Annotated in this window: 13 protein-coding genes; 6 read left to right on the top strand and 7 right to left on the bottom strand. The window is 61.7% G+C overall.

What is annotated here, in order from left to right; all coding sequences use genetic code 11:
• Positions 1-19: 19 nt before the first annotated feature.
• The 4 genes from HU759_RS17740 to HU759_RS17725 all read right to left on the bottom strand — a co-directional run bounded on the left by HU759_RS17740 (position 20) and on the right by HU759_RS17725 (position 5,947).
• Positions 20-1,285: a carbohydrate porin gene (locus tag HU759_RS17740; RefSeq protein ID WP_169988323.1), complete on the bottom strand. Its 1,266-nt coding sequence runs from the start codon at positions 1,283-1,285 to the stop codon at positions 20-22.
• 72 nt (positions 1,286-1,357) lie between these two features.
• The gene (locus HU759_RS17735) at positions 1,358-3,766 is read right to left on the bottom strand and encodes a glucose/quinate/shikimate family membrane-bound PQQ-dependent dehydrogenase (RefSeq protein ID WP_138450606.1); all 2,409 of its coding nucleotides are present in this window, start codon (positions 3,764-3,766) and stop codon (positions 1,358-1,360) included.
• A 312-nt stretch (positions 3,767-4,078) separates the two neighbouring features.
• Positions 4,079-4,969, bottom strand: coding sequence for a proline iminopeptidase-family hydrolase (locus tag HU759_RS17730; RefSeq protein WP_170040163.1), 891 nt, complete (start codon positions 4,967-4,969; stop codon positions 4,079-4,081).
• A 102-nt stretch (positions 4,970-5,071) separates the two neighbouring features.
• Positions 5,072-5,947, bottom strand: coding sequence for a bestrophin family ion channel (locus HU759_RS17725; RefSeq protein ID WP_138450602.1), 876 nt, complete (start codon positions 5,945-5,947; stop codon positions 5,072-5,074).
• A 324-nt stretch (positions 5,948-6,271) separates the two neighbouring features.
• Here HU759_RS17725 and HU759_RS17720 point away from each other — a divergent pair, with 324 nt between their 5' ends.
• Both HU759_RS17720 and HU759_RS17715 read left to right on the top strand, forming a co-directional pair.
• Positions 6,272-7,162 (top strand): hypothetical protein, encoded by an 891-nt coding sequence (locus HU759_RS17720; protein ID WP_017136524.1) that lies wholly within the window; start codon positions 6,272-6,274, stop codon positions 7,160-7,162.
• A complete protein-coding gene (locus HU759_RS17715) occupies positions 7,152-8,192 on the top strand; it encodes a GGDEF domain-containing protein (protein WP_170040161.1) in 1,041 nt (346 codons plus the stop codon). Before HU759_RS17720 ends, HU759_RS17715 begins: the two co-directional genes overlap by 11 nt.
• 4 nt (positions 8,193-8,196) lie before the next feature.
• Here the strand turns inward: HU759_RS17715 and HU759_RS17710 are convergent, their stop codons facing one another.
• The 3 genes from HU759_RS17710 to HU759_RS17700 are packed head-to-tail and all read right to left on the bottom strand — an operon-like array spanning position 8,197 to position 11,424.
• Positions 8,197-8,874, bottom strand: a complete 678-nt coding sequence (locus HU759_RS17710; RefSeq protein ID WP_138450596.1) for an SOS response-associated peptidase family protein — start codon at positions 8,872-8,874, stop codon at positions 8,197-8,199.
• A 42-nt stretch (positions 8,875-8,916) separates the two neighbouring features.
• Positions 8,917-9,639, bottom strand: a complete 723-nt coding sequence (locus tag HU759_RS17705) for a FadR/GntR family transcriptional regulator (RefSeq protein ID WP_017136521.1) — start codon at positions 9,637-9,639, stop codon at positions 8,917-8,919.
• A 48-nt stretch (positions 9,640-9,687) separates the two neighbouring features.
• Positions 9,688-11,424 (bottom strand): IlvD/Edd family dehydratase, encoded by a 1,737-nt coding sequence (locus tag HU759_RS17700; protein ID WP_017136520.1) that lies wholly within the window; start codon positions 11,422-11,424, stop codon positions 9,688-9,690.
• Positions 11,425-11,616: 192 nt separating this feature from the next.
• Here HU759_RS17700 and HU759_RS17695 point away from each other — a divergent pair, with 192 nt between their 5' ends.
• The 4 genes from HU759_RS17695 to HU759_RS17680 are packed head-to-tail and all read left to right on the top strand — an operon-like array spanning position 11,617 to position 16,413.
• Entirely contained in the window at positions 11,617-12,939 is a 1,323-nt protein-coding gene (locus tag HU759_RS17695; protein ID WP_099547906.1) for an MFS transporter, read from the top strand.
• A 15-nt stretch (positions 12,940-12,954) separates the two neighbouring features.
• Positions 12,955-13,944, top strand: coding sequence for an AraD1 family protein (gene araD1 / locus HU759_RS17690; protein WP_099547905.1), 990 nt, complete (start codon positions 12,955-12,957; stop codon positions 13,942-13,944).
• A 10-nt stretch (positions 13,945-13,954) separates the two neighbouring features.
• Positions 13,955-15,535 carry an aldehyde dehydrogenase (NADP(+)) gene (locus tag HU759_RS17685; RefSeq protein WP_176992589.1) on the top strand — a complete coding sequence of 527 codons (1,581 nt, stop codon included), beginning with the start codon at positions 13,955-13,957 and terminating at the stop codon, positions 15,533-15,535.
• A 14-nt stretch (positions 15,536-15,549) separates the two neighbouring features.
• Positions 15,550-16,413, top strand: coding sequence for an SMP-30/gluconolactonase/LRE family protein (locus HU759_RS17680; protein WP_186617595.1), 864 nt, complete (start codon positions 15,550-15,552; stop codon positions 16,411-16,413).
• Positions 16,414-16,431: the final 18 nt, after the last annotated feature.

Here is a 16,431-nt window from a genome sequence, read left to right as displayed (position 1 = left end):
TTCGACGGTGTTCAGGCTTTTAGAATACGGCTTTGACCTGCAACCCCAGTACCAGCGCGTTATCGATGCTCTCACCGGAAAACGCCCCAGGCTCGATGATGTATTGCACATCCGGGCGCAGCGTCAGCCACGGCGTGGCCTGGTAGCCATAACTGAGTTCGATCAATTGCTCGGCATTGTTCAGGTTGGGGTAGTCCGTCCCCGCATTGAACGCCGCCAACTCCTGCACGTCACGGCTGCGTGGGTTGGGCACCGCACGGCCATAACCCAAGGCGATTGTGTCGCGTGGGCGGCCTTCAAACGGCTTGTACAGCACCACGCCCGCGCCATACCACTTGCTGAACGGCGAGGCGGCTTCGCTGGCGGCCGAGTATTGGCCGAAAGCGTGCAGCACACGGCCTGCGGATGTGCTGGAGGCCCAGACGGCCTGGTCGATCAGCAGGTAGTGACCGCCGCGACCGTTCACGTCTTTGTTGCTGCCAATGCGCTTCACATCGGAGCTGTCGTAGTAATAACCCAGCTTGTACTCACCCGGCAGCGTGCCCGCGTGTTTGTACACCAGCTCGATCGGCACTACGGTGCCGGTGGTGTGTTTGGGGTCCAGGCGCCAGGCGCGGCTGGAGTTGCCGTTGCTGTCGGGGTCGACATTGAATGCCGCCACACGCAGCTGCCAGTTTGGCGAAAAATCGTATTTCACCCGCGCACCCAGGCGTGCATTCGGGTAGTTGGTCCAGCCGCTGCCGCCGGACATGTTCAGCGGGTGCCCGCAGAAACCGGCGTTCATGAAGTTGCACAGGATGCCGCTGTCGAGGCCGCCGAGGTCGTTGCCCATCGCCATGTAACCGAGCTTGATGTTCAGCGCGGGCGTGAACAGCGTGCGCTCGTAGCTCAGCTCGGTAAGGCGGGTGTAGAGGCCGCCATAGTTTTCCTGGATCGGCAGGCGGTTGCCTACCAGGTCTTCGGAGGCGCTGTTGCCGCGCCGGTCGTTGATGGTCAGCTGAATGCGGTCGCCGTTGGTGAAGCCGTAGAGCTTGCCGAGGTCGAACTGCACACCGAGCTTGATGTTTTGCGAGTAGCGCGCCGAGCGGTGTTGACCGCCGTCGGCGTTGTAGGCGGTCTCGCCGCTGTAGTCGCCGGTGAAGCGGATGCCTTGCTCGTCGAGTTCACGGCGCAGGCCGCCCCAGTCGCCGGTCAGGGTAGTGTCGTCGGCTTGAACGGGCAGGGCGGCAGCCAAAGCCAGGCCCAGCGCCAGGCGGCCGAAGGGCATAGGAGAAGTGAGGGTCATGCGGGGTCTTCCAAACGGCATGTATAGAAAGGCGCGCGCGGTGCAGGAGAGCACCGCGCGAACAGAGGGGCGTTACGGCAGGGCGTAGGCGATTACGTAGTCGCCACGGTCAGTGGACTGGCGAGCACCGCCGGCGGTGATGACGATGTACTGCTTGCCGGTTTTTGGCGACACATAGGTCATCGGGCCGCCCTGGCTGCCCACTGGCAGGCGGGCTTTCCAGACTTCATCACCGTTGCCGCTGTTGAAGGCGCGCAGGTAGAAGTCCTGGGTGCCGGCGATAAAAATCAGCCCGCCCTGGGTCGACAAGGTGCCGCCCAGCGTCGGCAGGCCGACCTTGATCGGCAGGTGCATGCGGATGCCCAGCGGGCCGGTGTCCTCAACAGTGCCCACCGGCACTTGCCAGGCGATCTGCTGAGTCTTCATGTCGATGGCCGTCAGGGTGCCGAACGGCGGTGCCTGGCACGGGATGCCAGCCACGGACAGGAAGCGGTTTTTGTTCACCGCATACGGCGTGCCCTTGAGCGGCACGGCGCCCATGCCGGTGTTCAGCGCTTCACCACCGGACGCGGCCTGGGCCTTGTTCTGCGACGGCACCATCTGGATCCACAGGCCCAGGCGCATGTCATTGACGAAGATAAAGCCGTGCACCGGGTCGGTGGAAATACTGCCCCAGTTCATGCCGCCCAAAGAACCCGGGAAGCTCAGCGATTTGTCGGTGCCCGGCGCGGTGTACAGGCCTTCGTAGCGCATGCCCTTGAAGTCGATACGGCACAGCAATTGGTCGAACGGCGTGGCGCCCCACATGTCCGATTCGGTCAGCGTCTGCGCGCCGATCTGCGGCATGCCCACCGATTTAGGCTGGGTCAGCGAGTAAGGCTCGTTGGGGATGTTGGCGGCCTTGACCGGTACTTCCTTCACGTCGGTCAGCGGCTTGCCGGTGGCGCGGTCGAGCACATAGATCTGCCCGGCCTTGGTGCCGATCACCACCGCTGGCACGGCCTTGTCGCTGCCCGGTGGGGTGAAGTCGATCAGGCTCGGCTGCATCGGCAGGTCGAAGTCCCACAGGTCATTGTGGACGGTCTGGTACACCCATTTTTCTGCACCGGTAGAGGCGTCCAGCGCCAGCACCGAAGCGCCGTATTTGTGGTTCAGTTGGGTACGTTCAACGCCGTAGATGTCAGTGGACGAGCTGCCCATCGGCAGGAAGACCGTGTTCATCAGCGGGTCATAAGACATCGGTGCCCAGCTGTTCGGCGTGCTGCGCACGTAGGTGCTGCCGGCTGCCGGGGCTTGCTTGTCTTCGGGGTTGCCCGGGTCGAACGCCCAGCGCATCTGGCCGCTGATCACGTCGAAGCCGCGGATCACACCGCCGGGCATATCGGTTTGCACGTTATCTGCCACGCGGCCGCCGACCACTACGGTGGTGCCGGCGATCAAGGGCGCAGAGGACAGTTGGTAGTAGCTGTCCGGTACATTGCCCAGGCCGGCCTTGAGGTCCACCTGGCCGTGGGTGCCGAAGTCTTCGCAGAACTTGCCGGTGTCGGCATCCACTGCGATCAGGCGTGCATCAATGGTGTTGGTCAGCAAGCGGCGCTGGCATTGCGCGCCGGCCGGTACGCTGGCAGCAATGATCGGCGAGCTGTTTGGCTGGGTTGGCTGGGCAATCGGCGCAGTGGCATCGAAATACGCCATGCCACGGCAACGCTGCCAGACCGCCGATTTGGCGTTGACTTCGTTCTTCCACAGCTCTTTGCCGGTGTCGGCATCCAGGGCGATCAGGTTGTTGTGCGGGGTGCAGATGAATACCTTGTTGCCGATCTGCAGGGGCGTCAGTTGGTCTTCGGCACCGTTGCCGTCGCTGATCGCCACGTCGCCGGTGTGGTAGGTCCACGCCACTTTGAGCTTATTGACTGTGTCGCGGTTGATCTGGTCCAGCGCCGCAAAACGGCTGCCGCCTTCGGTGTTGCCGTAATGCGCCCAGTCTTTCTGCGCATCGGCGGCGGCCACTGGCGTGACGCCAGGGCCTTTGCCGGTGGGCGCAACGCTTGGGTGTGCAACGAACATATTGCCCGCCGCCAACGCCACGCCGACGGCCAGCACGGCGGCAACGCCATAGGCGCCACGCGCCGGTCGGCCGGCCAGCAGCGGATACACCAGCGCCACCACCAGGCCGATCACGGCAAACATGAACAGCCGCGAGAACAGCGGCCAGTACACCAGGCCCACGTCCGCAATCGCCCACACGGCGGTGCCAACCAGGAACGCGGCGAACAGCCAGGCGCCCGCCGGCTTGCGCCGCGCGATCAACATGCCGGAAACGGCCATGGCCACGCCACCGACCAGGAAGTACCAGGAACCGCCCAGGCTGACCAGCTTGGCGCCGCCCACAGCCAGCGCTACGCCGAGCAGGGCGATAACCACGCCCAGGCCCAGCAGGAGAAATCTAGAGGCGCCAGCGGCGCGCGATGCTCTTTTCATGTCGACAGACTCGAAGGTGAGAGGGCAAAGACGCGATTTTAGCAATATAAGTAACCAGTTAGTACATTGTGCTGCGTAATAGTCTTTTACAAATGTGGGTACAACAGCAAAACCCTGGCTCGCAGGGCGCCGATGCGAACACAGATGTCCCCAGCGACAAAAACCAACTGTGGGAGCTGGCTTGCCTGCGATGCAGACACCTCGGTACATCAGGTACACCCAGTTGATGTCATCGCAGGCAAGCCAGCTCCCACACCAGCCCCATTCCACATTGGCTTTAGTGTAGAGCGTCAGCCACAAAGCTCAATCTGGCTATTGCTCCACGTGCGCCAGAAACGCCCCCACACACGCCATGCACGCCTCACGTTCCTCGACATGCGGCATATGGCTCGACTGCTCAAAAATCTGCCAGCGCACGTCGCGGATGCCATCGGCAAACGGCTGTACCGTGGCGGGTGTGGCTTCATCAAAGCGCCCGGAGATCAACAACGTCGGCACCTGGATGCGTGGCAGTCGCTCGATGATGCTCCAGTGGCGCAGGCTGCCGATCACGTGGAATTCAGTGGGGCCGTTCATGGTGTGATAAACGGTCGGGTCGTCTTCGATGGCGGCATTGGTGCGCAGCACTTCATCGGGCTCCGGCTGGACGCGGCAGACGTGGCGGGCGTAATACACATCCGAGGCTGCGCGGTACTCGGCGCTGTCAGTGGTGCCTGCCGCCTCATGGCGCAGCAGGGTGGCCTGCACTTCGGTGGGCAATGCCTGGCGCAGCTCATTCGCGGCGGCGCACCACAGGTCCATGGAGGCGGGCGAATTGGCGATGATCAATGCCTTTAAGCCGGCGGGTTGGCGTACCGCGTGTTCAGCCCCAAGCATGCCGCCCCAGGACTGGCCCAGCAGCGCGTAGTCGCTGATGTCCAAATGCTCGATCAGGTTGTCCAGTTCCGCCAGGAACAACGCCACGTTCCAGAAGTCAGCGGGTGCGTCGCGCAGGTGAGTGGAGCGGCCATTGCCCAATTGGTCGTAGTGCACCACCGCGCGCCCCGTTTCGGCCAGGTCCTTGAAACTGTCGACGTAGTCATGGGTGCAGCCGGGGCCGCCGTGCGCGACGATCAAGGGCAAGCGCCCGGAACTCAAATCGCCGGTGACCCGGAACCATGTCCGGTAGCCACGGAAATCGGCATAACCTTCGCGAACCTGCATGCTGTGTGCCTCCTTGGATAGATGCGCTACAGGCTAGTCAAAACCGCGCGTCAGGGGCACTGGTAAAAATGATAGGTTCTTGAATTAAAAAGCACCTTGAGCTTAAGCCAGCGCATCCCGCTGCATCGACTGCAGGTTCTTCTCGATGGTTTCGCAGATGGTTTCCATCTGGATCTGGTGTTCGCTGGAATGAAACGGGCTTTGCAAGTCAGTGCCGATGCGTTCGATCGCCAGCAGCATAAAGCCCACCACGGTCGAGGCCAGCGGGGTGAACCAGCCCAGGGATTCAACCAGGCCCACCGGCACGATCAGGCAGAACAGCGAGATAAACAGCCGCGGGAAATATACGTAAGGGTAGGGCAGCGGCGTATTGGCGATTCGCTCCATGCCGCCTTGGGCGTTGGACAGGTCCACCAGGGTCGACTCCAGCCGCGCCAGGCGAATACTGTCCAGGTGCCCGGCCTTGTATTCGCGGGCCAACAACGTCGCTGAACCGGTGAGGATGTCATTGGCAAAGTTGTTGGTGGCGCCATTGCGCGCAAACTCTTCGGCGGGGATAAACGCACGTACTTCATCCGGGCACGGGCGGCCCTTGAGGTGCGCCGCCAGGCAATTCACATAGGCCACATGGCGGCGCAACAGGGTGGCCTTGACCGGGTTTACCTCGCCGCTGGAGTCATCCAGCAACGTCAGTACCTGACGTGCAAAACTACGCGAGTTATTCACCATTGCGCCCCACAACGTGCGTGCTTCCCACCAGCGGTTATAGGCGCTGCTGTTACGAAAGCTGATCAACACCACCAGCGCCGACCCCAGCAGGGTCAGCGGCATCAGCGGCAAGTTGATCTTGGTGGTCAGGAACAACATGAAATCGACCGTGACGGCCACATCCCACAACAACAGCCAGAACAAGGCCCAACCCACATAGCCCATGGTTTTGATAATCAGGCGGTACTTTTTGATGATGGCGGCTTTCAAGCGAGGACCTCACGGCGAGCAATGGGCAATAAATACCCTAGCTCGGACGCCCGGGGGCGGTGAAAGGTTCGCGGTCATATTTCTGGCGCCATTTATTGGCTCTGCTTCACACGCAATCTTTGCACTGCTATTTCAAGCAAGTTCACCGCTTGCGCGTTAGCAAATAGCCCAGGAAGTGCAGTTGGAACAACTTTGGTAATGATGCTGTGCCACGCGGCAATCACTGTACATTGACCCCAAAGGCAAAGCGCCATCAGGGGCCGTTTTACGACGTGATTTGTTTTGGGACCTGACTACGTGAACTTTGTAGTCTAGATCAGTGGGATGAAGTTGGTTGATCAGGGTTCTTTCATGCGTGTCAGTTCGTTAAAGTTGGATATCGGTAATACTGCACAAGCACTTGAACGTCATGAGGACTTTGAATCTTGTATTCGGGCACATTATCAGGTGCTTCTTGGCCCTTACTCGAAACGCCCGTTTTTCTACAAAAGTGCAATGAAATACAGCCGTTTGATGGTCTCATTTGCACTGTTCAGCGAGTACTTTTCCAAACCGACAGCCTTGCTTTGCGAGGTGAAAGCCTTTTGTGTGGCGCGGGGGTATTGCTCAAGAAACAGCCTGGAGTCGATCTTCCTGCTGTTTCGGGCGCTGGGGTTCATGGTGGTCGACGCACACCCGGAGGACAGCCGGTTCAGGGTGTATGCGCCCTCGGATGAAGCCTGCCGGGAAGTGCGGCTGATGCTGACGTCCATTACCGACTCACTGGCGCTGATGTGCCCTGAGAAGGAGCGTTTTCGCACAATGCGCGAGATGGACGACCGCAGTTTTCTAGCCCTTTATTTCAAAGGCTTCGCTCAGATCCTGGCCGACGAAATGACCGTTGATGTGTTGCTGCCCGACTGTTTTTGGCTGGTGAAGAAAGATGCAGGCCATTTGTTGATGCTGGCGATATATAACGATGCCTTTTCACCGGAAAACGAGCGCATGACCTTCAAATCGTCATCTTATCTTGCGCTCGCCCAGCAGCTGTCGGTATCAAAAACCCATATTATTAGAATGGTCCGGGAGGGTGTCGAGAAGGGCTATTTCAAAGTGCATGCGAAAAAACAGCTGGAAGTGCTGCCGGCTTTTGTTTGCCTGGTAAGACGGTTTATGGCGTTTTCATTTGCGGTTGGCCTGCACGCGGTTGAAAGAGGGGAAAGGGATGCCTGCTAATTTGAAGTTAAGGCCACGGATGCGCCGGTTACTGTCGCCAGCGGTCACCCAGGCCGAGTTAATCGGGATTATTGCCTGGCTCGGGGTGTTGTTGATTCATCCGGACATGCAGCTGGATATATATTTGTCAGCGATCACCCTGTGCCTGTTGGCGGTGTGTCGACTGCACCACATGACCATCCACTTTTACCTGTGGCGCACGCTCGGGGTTGTGTATGTCGTGCTGCTGTCCGTGGGGTTTGCCTATGTCATCAGCGCGCATGGGGAGTTGCGCCTGTTTGGCTTGCCGCTGGCGGTTATCCTGGTGATCAGCAGCGCCATCCTGTTTATCAGTGTGCAGGATTACCTGGTCTGCGCCACGTTGGTCTGGTTGATTTTATGGCCGTGCATCCAGGCGGACATTTACGGCGATGCCCAGGTCTATCTGTATATTTTTTGCGTTGCGTCGGTGGCCATCGGTTTTATCCTGAGTTTTTCCTATTTGAAGAACCTGCGCTCGGTGTTGCTGGTAGAAAGTGAGTTTCGCGAGCTGGCAGAGACGGATTACCTGACCTCCATTCTCAACCGGCGCGCCTTCATGCAGGGCTTTGACGCGTTGATCGCCAGCGGCCACAGCGGCTATTTCATGATGTTGGATATCGACAGTTTCAAACTCAAAAATGACCGGTATGGCCACGATGTGGGCGACAGCATTCTTTGCGCCATGGCCACCTGCCTGAAAACCGCCAAAGGCAGCCACAGTTTCGGCAGGATCGGCGGCGAAGAATTCGGCGTGCTGCTGTTGGGCGACGACCCGGCTGTCGCCTGCGAGTTCGCACGGGATTTGTTGCAGGCTATCCGGCACAGTGTGGCGGCGCCGCACAATTACACGTGCAGCGCGGGAATGGCGCGGTTTTCGGCGGGGGACGAGATGTCGGCAGTGCTTAAGGACGCTGACCGCAACCTGTATGGCGCCAAGCAAAATGGCAAGGACCGGGCCTATCTGGAGGGCAGGCCGATTAATCCGCAGGGGTGTGCAGTCGCCCAATGAGTGCTCAGCGCGGCTGGATCAACGCTGGCCCATGGTTGCGTGTGTTGCCCACGGCACTGTCGACCTTGAACCATTCGAACACGTCTGCCGGGTCGCCCTGCAACAGCACCATCTGCTCGGCGCGACTTCGGGAGGTGGCCGGGTCCAGCCACTCACGGGCCAGTTCCGGAGTGAACACCACGGGCCTGCGGTCATGGATGTCGAGCATGCCACCGGCGCTGTCGGCGGTGATGATCACGAAGCCATCGTGCGCGTGCGCGCCCTCATCGGCGTCGGGCAGTTGGCCTATGGCGGCACAGAATACCGGCGCACCGTCGCGGCGACGAATCAGGTAGGGCTGTTTTTTCGCGTCGCCTTCATCCACCCATTCAAACCAGTTGTCCACTGGGGCAATTGCGCGATGCGGCCAGATCGCGCGAAAGAACGCGCCGTGCGCGACCTTCTCGACACGCGCGTTGATCGCCAGCAGGCGTTCTTTGCTCCAGTGCGGGCGCCAGCCCCAGCGCACCGGGTCAGCGTGCAAAAGATCATTGTCCAGGTGCAGCAACGCCACGGGGGTGGTTGGCGCCACGTTGTAGCGCTCAAGCGGCTGGTCGCCCACGCTATTGGCCAGTGCATTGGGCATGCTCAGCGCCGCCACAAAGTCATGAATACCGCGGTACTGCGAAAGTCGTCCGCACATGGCCGGTTCCTCGAACTGACTCCCTGAGCGTAGACGATCAATTTACAGCGGCGTGAGCACGTTCATCACCGTGTCCAGCGCCACCCGCGTGTCATCCAGTTGCACCAGCGAGGCGTGCCGGGCGCCGAGGGCGTCACGGTTCTGGATGGCGGTGAGGATCGCTTTGTGGCGGGGCAGGCTCAGGCCCTGGATGTCAGGACGGCGGTTGGTGATGTTGATCGACTCGCGCAGCGGCAACGACAGCATGTTGCACATGTAGGCGAGCAAGTCGTTGCGGGTCGCGTCGGCGATGGCGCGGTGGAAGTCCAGGTCGGCCTGCAGCAGGTCATCGTGGGTCTTGGCGGTTTCCATGCCCCGGTAGGCGGTTTCGATGGTGGCGATGTCTTCGGCGGTGGCCGTGGTCGCGGCCATGGCGGCGATTTCCGGTTCGAGGATGCGCCGCACGCCGGCCAGGGTGTTGAAGAATTCGCTGTGGGGCGTGGACTGCATCAGCCAGGACAGCACGTCCGGGTCAAGCAAATGCCATTTCACCCGTGGGCGCACCACCGCGCCCACCCGTGGTTTGGAGTACACCAGGCCCTTGGCGCTGAGCACGCGGGTCGCCTCACGCAACACCGAGCGGCTGACCTGGTATTCCTCGCACAGCGTGGCTTCCATGGGCAGGCGTTCTTCGGGCTTGAAGCGACCGGAAACGATGTGCATGCCCAAGTCCTGAACGATCTGGGCATGCTGGCTCTTGCGCGGCTTGGGCGGCTGGTGATCCATAACGACGGGGAGGCTCTGGCTTAGGTTCGCGGCATCATAGCATCCCAATTAGTGGGAATGCCGGGGGACTTCAGCGCCACGGCAGCCCACCAGGAAGTCGAAGTCGCAGCCTTGATCGGCCTGCAGCACGTGATCGATATACAGCTGGCGGTAGCCGCCGACGATCAGGTTTTGCGCTGGCGCAAGGTCAGCCATGCGCGCCGCCAGTTCGGCGTCGGGGATATCCAGGTGCAACCGGCCGTTGGCGCAGTCGAGCTCGATCCAGTCACCTTCCTGCACCGTGGCCAGCGGCCCACCGGCGGCAGCTTCCGGTGCCACGTGCAGCACCACCGTGCCGTAGGCGGTGCCGCTCATGCGTGCATCGGAAATGCGCACCATGTCAGTCACGCCCTGGGCCAGCAGCTTGGCGGGCAGGCCCATGTTGCCGACTTCGGCCATGCCGGGGTAACCCTTGGGGCCACAGTTTTTCATGACCAGAATCGAGTTGGCATCCACGTCCAGCGCCGGGTCATTGATGCGTGCCTTGTACATGTCGAAGTTCTCGAACACCACCGCGCGGCCACGGTGCTGCATCAACTCGGGGCTGGCGGCGGAAGGCTTGAGCACGGCGCCCAGCGGCGCCAGGTTGCCGCGCAATACGCAAATACCGCCATCGGCGCGGATCGGGTTATCGAGGGTGCGGATCACCTCATCCTGGCCGTAGATCGGCGAGTCCTGGGTGTTCTCGCCCAACGACTTGCCATTGACCGTCAAGGCATTCGGATGCGGGATCAGGTTGGCTTCGCCCAGGCGACGCAGCACGGCCGGCAGGCCGCCGGCGTAGTAGAACTCTTCCATCAGGAAACGGCCTGACGGCTGCAGGTCGACGATGGTCGGCACGCCACGGCCCATGCGGGTCCAATCGTCGAGGTCGAGCTCGACACCGATACGCCCGGCGATGGCTTTGAGGTGGATCACCGCGTTGGTCGAACCGCCGATGGCCGCATTCACCCGGATCGCGTTTTCAAACGCCTCCTTGGTAAGGATTTTCGACAGTTTCAAATCCTCACGCACCATCTCGACCGCGCGCATGCCAGACATATGCGCCAGCACATAGCGCCGCGCGTCCACCGCCGGAATCGCCGCGTTGTGGGGCAGGGAAGTGCCGAGTGCTTCGGCCATGCAGGCCATGGTCGACGCAGTGCCCATGGTGTTGCAGGTGCCCGCCGAGCGCGACATGCCGCCTTCGGCCGCAAGGAAATCGTCAAGGGTGATGGTGCCGGCCTTGACCTGCTCGCTCAGTTGCCACACCACCGTACCCGAGCCGATGTCCTGGCCCTTGTGCTTGCCGTTGAGCATCGGCCCGCCGGTGACCACGATGGCCGGCACGTCACAACTGGCCGCGCCCATCAGCAGCGCCGGGGTGGTTTTGTCGCAGCCGGTGAGCAGCACCACGCCGTCGATGGGGTTGCCGCGAATGGCTTCCTCTACATCCATGCTCGCCAGGTTGCGGGTGAGCATGGCGGTGGGGCGCAGGTTGGATTCGCCATTGGAGAACACCGGGAATTCCACCGGGAAACCACCGGCCTCGATCACACCGCGTTTGACGTGCTCGGCGATCTGGCGGAAATGCGCGTTGCATGGGGTCAGTTCCGACCAGGTGTTGCAAATGCCAATGATCGGTTTGCCATGGAACTGATGGTCGGCAATGCCCTGGTTCTTCATCCAGCTGCGGTACATGAAACCGTTCTTGTCGGCGGTGCCAAACCACTGGGCGGAGCGTAGGGCGGGCTTTTTATCAGGCATGATCGACTCTCTTATTGTATGACTATATGTTCTATATGTGCTTAAACATAAGCGCAAAAACGCAGCTTTGGAAGTGTTGTTTTGCAAATAGTCATACTATATAGTCCAGCTTAATTGAGGTTTGACCCTGGCGGATTTTCGCGAGAGGCAGCCCCCGAGCTTCTATAAAAACAACAATCGGAGATCGACCCCATGAGCCAGGAATTGCGGCTTGTTCGGCGTATCACGCTGAAACTGATTCCCTTCCTGATCCTGCTGTACCTGATCGCCTACGTGGACCGCTCGGCGGTGGGGTTTGCCAAGCTGCACATGGGCGCCGACGTCGGCATCGGCGATGCCGCCTATGGCCTGGGGGCGGGGTTGTTTTTTATTGGCTACTTCCTGTTTGAAATCCCCAGCAACCTGATGCTCGACCGCTTCGGCGCGCGGCGCTGGTTTGCACGGATCATGCTCACCTGGGGCGCCATCACCATTGGTATGGCCTTTGTGCAGGGGCCGCACAGTTTCTATGTGATGCGCTTTCTGCTTGGCGCGGCCGAAGCCGGGTTCTTTCCGGGCGTGCTGTACTACATCACCCAGTGGTTCCCGGTGCGCCATCGCGGCAAGATCCTGGGGCTGTTTATCCTCTCCCAGCCGATTGCCATGATGATCACCGGGCCCGTGTCCGGCGGCCTGCTGGGCATGGACGGCATCCTTGGTCTGCACGGCTGGCAATGGCTGTTTATCGTGATCGGCACGCCGGCGTTGTTGCTGACTTGGCCGGTGCTGCGCTTTCTGCCGGACGGCCCCAAGCAGGTCAACTGGATGAGCGAAGACGAAAAAGCCTGGCTGACCGCTGAGTTGGCCAAGGACCTGCAAGCCTACGGCCAGACCCGCCACGGCAACCCGCTGCATGCCCTCAAGGACAAGCGCGTGTTGCTGCTGGCGCTGTTCTATCTGCCGGTGACCTTGAGCATCTATGGCTTGGGCCTGTGGTTGCCGACCCTGATCAAACAGTTCGGCGGCACTGACTTGGTGACCGGCTTCATTTCGGCCGTACCCTACATTTTCGGCATCATCGGGCTGCTGATCATCCCGCGCAGTTCCGACCGCTTGAACGATCGTTATGGCCACCTTGCCGTGCTCTATGTGCTCGGCGCCATCGGCTTGTTTTGCAGCGCCTGGCTGAGTATGCCGGTGCTGCAAATGGCGGCGCTGTGCCTGGCGGCATTCGCCTTGTTTTCCTGCACGGCGGTGTTCTGGACCTTGCCGGGGCGGTTCTTTGCCGGCGCCAGTGCGGCGGCGGGCATCGCGTTGATTAACTCGGTGGGCAACCTGGGCGGCTATATCGGCCCGTTCGTGATCGGCGCGCTCAAGGAGTACACCGGCAACCTGGCTTCGGGCCTGTATTTTTTGGCTGGCGTCATGGTGTTCGGGCTGGTGTTGACCGCTGTGGTGTACCGCGTGCTGGAGCGCAAGCATGTGCTGCCCGCCGACCAGTTTGCCGCCAGCGCCCGAGGCGCCACACGTACTTAATCCTGGAGAAGTTTGATGCGTTTAGTTCAGTTCGAATTGCGTAACGGTGAGCGTCGTGTCGGCGTGGTGCAAGGCAACACACTGCGCGAAGTGCACACCGCGCGCAGCGTGCGTGAGTTGGCGCTGGCCGCCATCGATGCCGGTGTGGGCCTGGCGCAACAGGTCGACAGCCTCGGGCTGGGCGACAGTTACGACTACGCCGCGCTGTTGGCGGACCTCAAAGTCCTGCCGCCGCTCGACCATCCCGACCCCGCGCACATGCTGATCAGCGGTACTGGCCTCACGCATCTGGGCAGCGCCTCGGCCCGCGATAAAATGCATCAGGCCGGTGACGACAGTGCCTTGACCGACACCATGCGTATCTTCAAATGGGGCGTGGAGGGCGGCAAACCGCCGGCCGGCCAGGCCGGCGTGCAACCGGAATGGTTCTATAAGGGCGATGGCAATATTGTCGTGCGCCCAGGCCAGGCATTCCCGGTGCCACCCTTTGCTGAAGACGCCGGTGAAGAGCCGGAAATCGGCGGGTTGTATGTGATCGGCCGTGACAGCAAGCCCTACCGCCTGGGGTTTGCGGTGGGCAACGAGTTCTCCGACCACGTCATGGAGCGCAAGAATTACCTGTACCTGGCCCATTCCAAGTTGCGCAGTTGCAGCTATGGTCCGGAGTTGCGTGTGGGTGAGTTGCCCGAGCATCTGGCCGGCACCAGCCGCATCCGCCGAGACGGTCAAGTGATATGGGAAAGCGAATTTCTCAGTGGCGAGGCGAACATGTGCCACAGCCTGGAAAACCTCGAGTACCACCATTTCAAATACAGCCAGTTCCTGACCCCGGGTGACGTGCATATACATTTCTTCGGCACCGCCACCTTGTCATTCGCCGACGGTATACGTACCCAGCCGGGGGATGTGTTCGAGATCAGCCAGGCCGAGTTCGGCGCGCCGCTGGTCAATCGGGTCGGCAGCGCCGAGGCGGCGTTCGCACCTGGCACTGTCATCAGCCTTTAAGGAGATCAGCATGAATCCGTTTCTCGGCCACAACTACATCGGCGGCCAGCGCAGCGCCCAGGGCAGCATCACCCTGAAAAGCGTCGACGCCAGCACTGGCGAGGCCTTGCCTCAGGATTTCTATCAGGCCACGCCCGCCGAGGTGGATGCCGCCGCCAAGGCCGCCGCTGCCGCCTATCCCGCGTACCGGGCATTAAGTGCATCGCGGCGGGCGCAGTTCCTGGAGGCGGTGGCCGATGAGCTGGACGCGCTGGGGGATGATTTTATCGAGTTGGTGTGCCGCGAAACGGCATTACCTGCTGCGCGCATCAAAGGCGAGCGCGGGCGCACCAGCGGCCAGATGCGCCTGTTCGCTACGGTATTGCGTCGTGGTGATTTTTACGGCGCGCGCATCGACAGAGCCTTGCCCGACCGCCAACCCCTGCCGCGCCCGGACCTGCGCCAATACCGCATCGGCCTCGGCCCGGTGGCGGTGTTTGGTGCGAGCAACTTTCCCCTGGCATTTTCCACCGCCGGCGGCGACACCGCTGCCGCGCTGGCGGCCGGCTGCCCGGTGGTGTTCAAGGCGCACAGTGGGCATATGGCGACGGCTGAGCGGGTGGCCGATGCAATCATTCGGGCGGCCGAGGCTACCGAGATGCCGGCGGGGGTGTTCAACATGATCTTCGGTGGCGGCGTCGGTGAGGCGCTGGTCAAGCACCCGGCGATCCAGGCCGTGGGTTTTACCGGCTCGCTCAAGGGCGGCCGTGCCTTGTGTGATATGGCGGCGGCACGCCCGCAGCCGATCCCGGTGTTTGCCGAAATGTCGAGCATCAACCCGGTGATCGTGCTGCCCCAGGCCTTGCACGCCAGGGCCGCGACCATCGCCCGCGACCTCACCGCCTCGGTGGTGCAAGGCTGTGGCCAGTTCTGCACCAACCCTGGCCTGGTGATCGGTATTGCCTCGCCACAGTTCACCGCGTTTACCCAACAGGTGGCGCAACTGATCGGTGAACAGCCGGCGCAAACCATGCTCAATGCCGGCACCCTGGGCAGTTATGGCAAAGGCTTGGAAAAGCTCTTGGCGCACCCTGGCATCCAACACCTGGCGGGCAGCGCTCAAGTGGGCAGTCAGGCGCAGCCGCAGCTGTTCAAGGCCGACGTGCGCTTGCTGATCGACGGTGATGAGGTGTTGCAGGAAGAGGTGTTCGGCCCTGCCACGGTGTTTGTCGAGGTCGCCGATCAGGCCCAGCTCAGCGCGGCCTTGCACGGTCTGCACGGCCAGCTCACCGCGACGCTTATTGCTGAACCGGCCGACCTGCAGCACTTCACTGAACTGACGCCGCTGCTGGAGCAGAAAGTCGGGCGCATCCTGCTCAACGGCTACCCGACCGGCGTGGAAGTGTGTGATTCGATGGTTCACGGCGGGCCGTACCCGGCCACATCCGATGCCCGTGGCACCTCGGTCGGCACCCTGGCCATCGACCGTTTCCTGCGCCCGGTGTGCTTGCAGAATTACCCTGATAGCCTGCTGCCCGACGCGTTGAAAAACGCCAACCCGTTGCGTATCCAGCGGCTGGTGGATGGCACGCCATCGCGCGACCCGCTGTAACACCAGGAGGTTTTATGTCGTGTACCGCAGTCACTGCGCACCGTGCGCAGCTGGGCGAAGGCCCGTTCTGGGACGTGCCGACCCAGGCGCTGTATTGGGTGAATATCGCCGGCAAGCAGGCGCTGCGCCTGATGGGCGGGCAGTTGCAGATCTGGCAGTTGCCCGAGCACGTCTCGGCCTTCATCCCCTGTGAAAGCGGGGATGCACTGGTGACGCTGAGCAGCGGCGTGTACCGGCTGAACCTGGAAACCGAAGCCCTCACGCTGCTGTGCGTGGCCGACCCGCAACCGGGTAACCGTGGCAATGAAGCGCGCTGCGATGCCCAGGGCCGCCTGTGGTTGGGCACCATGCAGAACAACATTGGTGAGCAGGGTGAAGACCTGCCCATCACGCGGCGTTCCGGCGGCCTGTTTCGGATCGATGCCAACGCGCATGTCACGCCGCTGCTGCAAGGGCTGGGCATTCCCAACACCTTGGTGTGGAGCGATGACGGCGCGCACGTGCATTTTGGCGACAGCCTGGACGGCACTTTGTACCGGCATGCGGTCAAGCCAGGGGGTCAGCTCGAGCCTGCCCGGGTCTGGTTCGGCCCGCATGAGCGTGGTGGCCCGGATGGCTCGGCGATGGACGCGGATGGCTATATCTGGAATGCCCGTTGGGATGGCAGTTGCTTGCTGCGCCTGACGCCGGCGGGTGAGGTCGACCGCATTGTCGAGTTGCCCGTGAGCCGCCCCACCAGTTGCGTGTTCGGTGGCCCCAACCTCACCACCCTCTACATCACCAGCGCCGCCAGCCCACTCGATCACCCGCTGGATGGCGCAGTGCTGGCCATCGAGGTCGATGTGCCGGGCACCCCCTGTCACCGCTTTGCCGGATAAACCCAAGACCTGAAAACA

Source organism: Pseudomonas sp. OE 28.3 (genome assembly GCF_014268205.2).
Taxonomy (GTDB): domain Bacteria; phylum Pseudomonadota; class Gammaproteobacteria; order Pseudomonadales; family Pseudomonadaceae; genus Aquipseudomonas; species Aquipseudomonas edaphica.
The sequence above is the reverse complement of the archived record's forward strand: the minus strand, read 5'-3'. Positions and strand labels throughout refer to the sequence as shown.

Excerpts from the sequence above, each read along its gene's own strand:
- HU759_RS17705 (WP_017136521.1), bottom strand. The coding sequence starts at position 9,639 with ATGGATCACCAGCCGCCCAAGCCGCGCAAGAGCCAGCATGCCCAGATC.
- HU759_RS17710 (WP_138450596.1), bottom strand. The coding sequence starts at position 8,874 with ATGTGCGGACGACTTTCGCAGTACCGCGGTATTCATGACTTTGTGGCG.
- HU759_RS17695 (WP_099547906.1), top strand. The coding sequence starts at position 11,617 with ATGAGCCAGGAATTGCGGCTTGTTCGGCGTATCACGCTGAAACTGATT.
- HU759_RS17680 (WP_186617595.1), top strand. The coding sequence starts at position 15,550 with ATGTCGTGTACCGCAGTCACTGCGCACCGTGCGCAGCTGGGCGAAGGC.
- HU759_RS17700 (WP_017136520.1), bottom strand. The coding sequence starts at position 11,424 with ATGCCTGATAAAAAGCCCGCCCTACGCTCCGCCCAGTGGTTTGGCACC.
- HU759_RS17715 (WP_170040161.1), top strand. The coding sequence starts at position 7,152 with ATGCCTGCTAATTTGAAGTTAAGGCCACGGATGCGCCGGTTACTGTCG.
- HU759_RS17740 (WP_169988323.1), bottom strand. The coding sequence starts at position 1,285 with ATGACCCTCACTTCTCCTATGCCCTTCGGCCGCCTGGCGCTGGGCCTG.
- HU759_RS17735 (WP_138450606.1), bottom strand. The coding sequence starts at position 3,766 with ATGAAAAGAGCATCGCGCGCCGCTGGCGCCTCTAGATTTCTCCTGCTG.
- HU759_RS17730 (WP_170040163.1), bottom strand. The coding sequence starts at position 4,969 with ATGCAGGTTCGCGAAGGTTATGCCGATTTCCGTGGCTACCGGACATGG.
- HU759_RS17685 (WP_176992589.1), top strand. The coding sequence starts at position 13,955 with ATGAATCCGTTTCTCGGCCACAACTACATCGGCGGCCAGCGCAGCGCC.
- araD1 (WP_099547905.1), top strand. The coding sequence starts at position 12,955 with ATGCGTTTAGTTCAGTTCGAATTGCGTAACGGTGAGCGTCGTGTCGGC.
- HU759_RS17720 (WP_017136524.1), top strand. The coding sequence starts at position 6,272 with ATGAAGTTGGTTGATCAGGGTTCTTTCATGCGTGTCAGTTCGTTAAAG.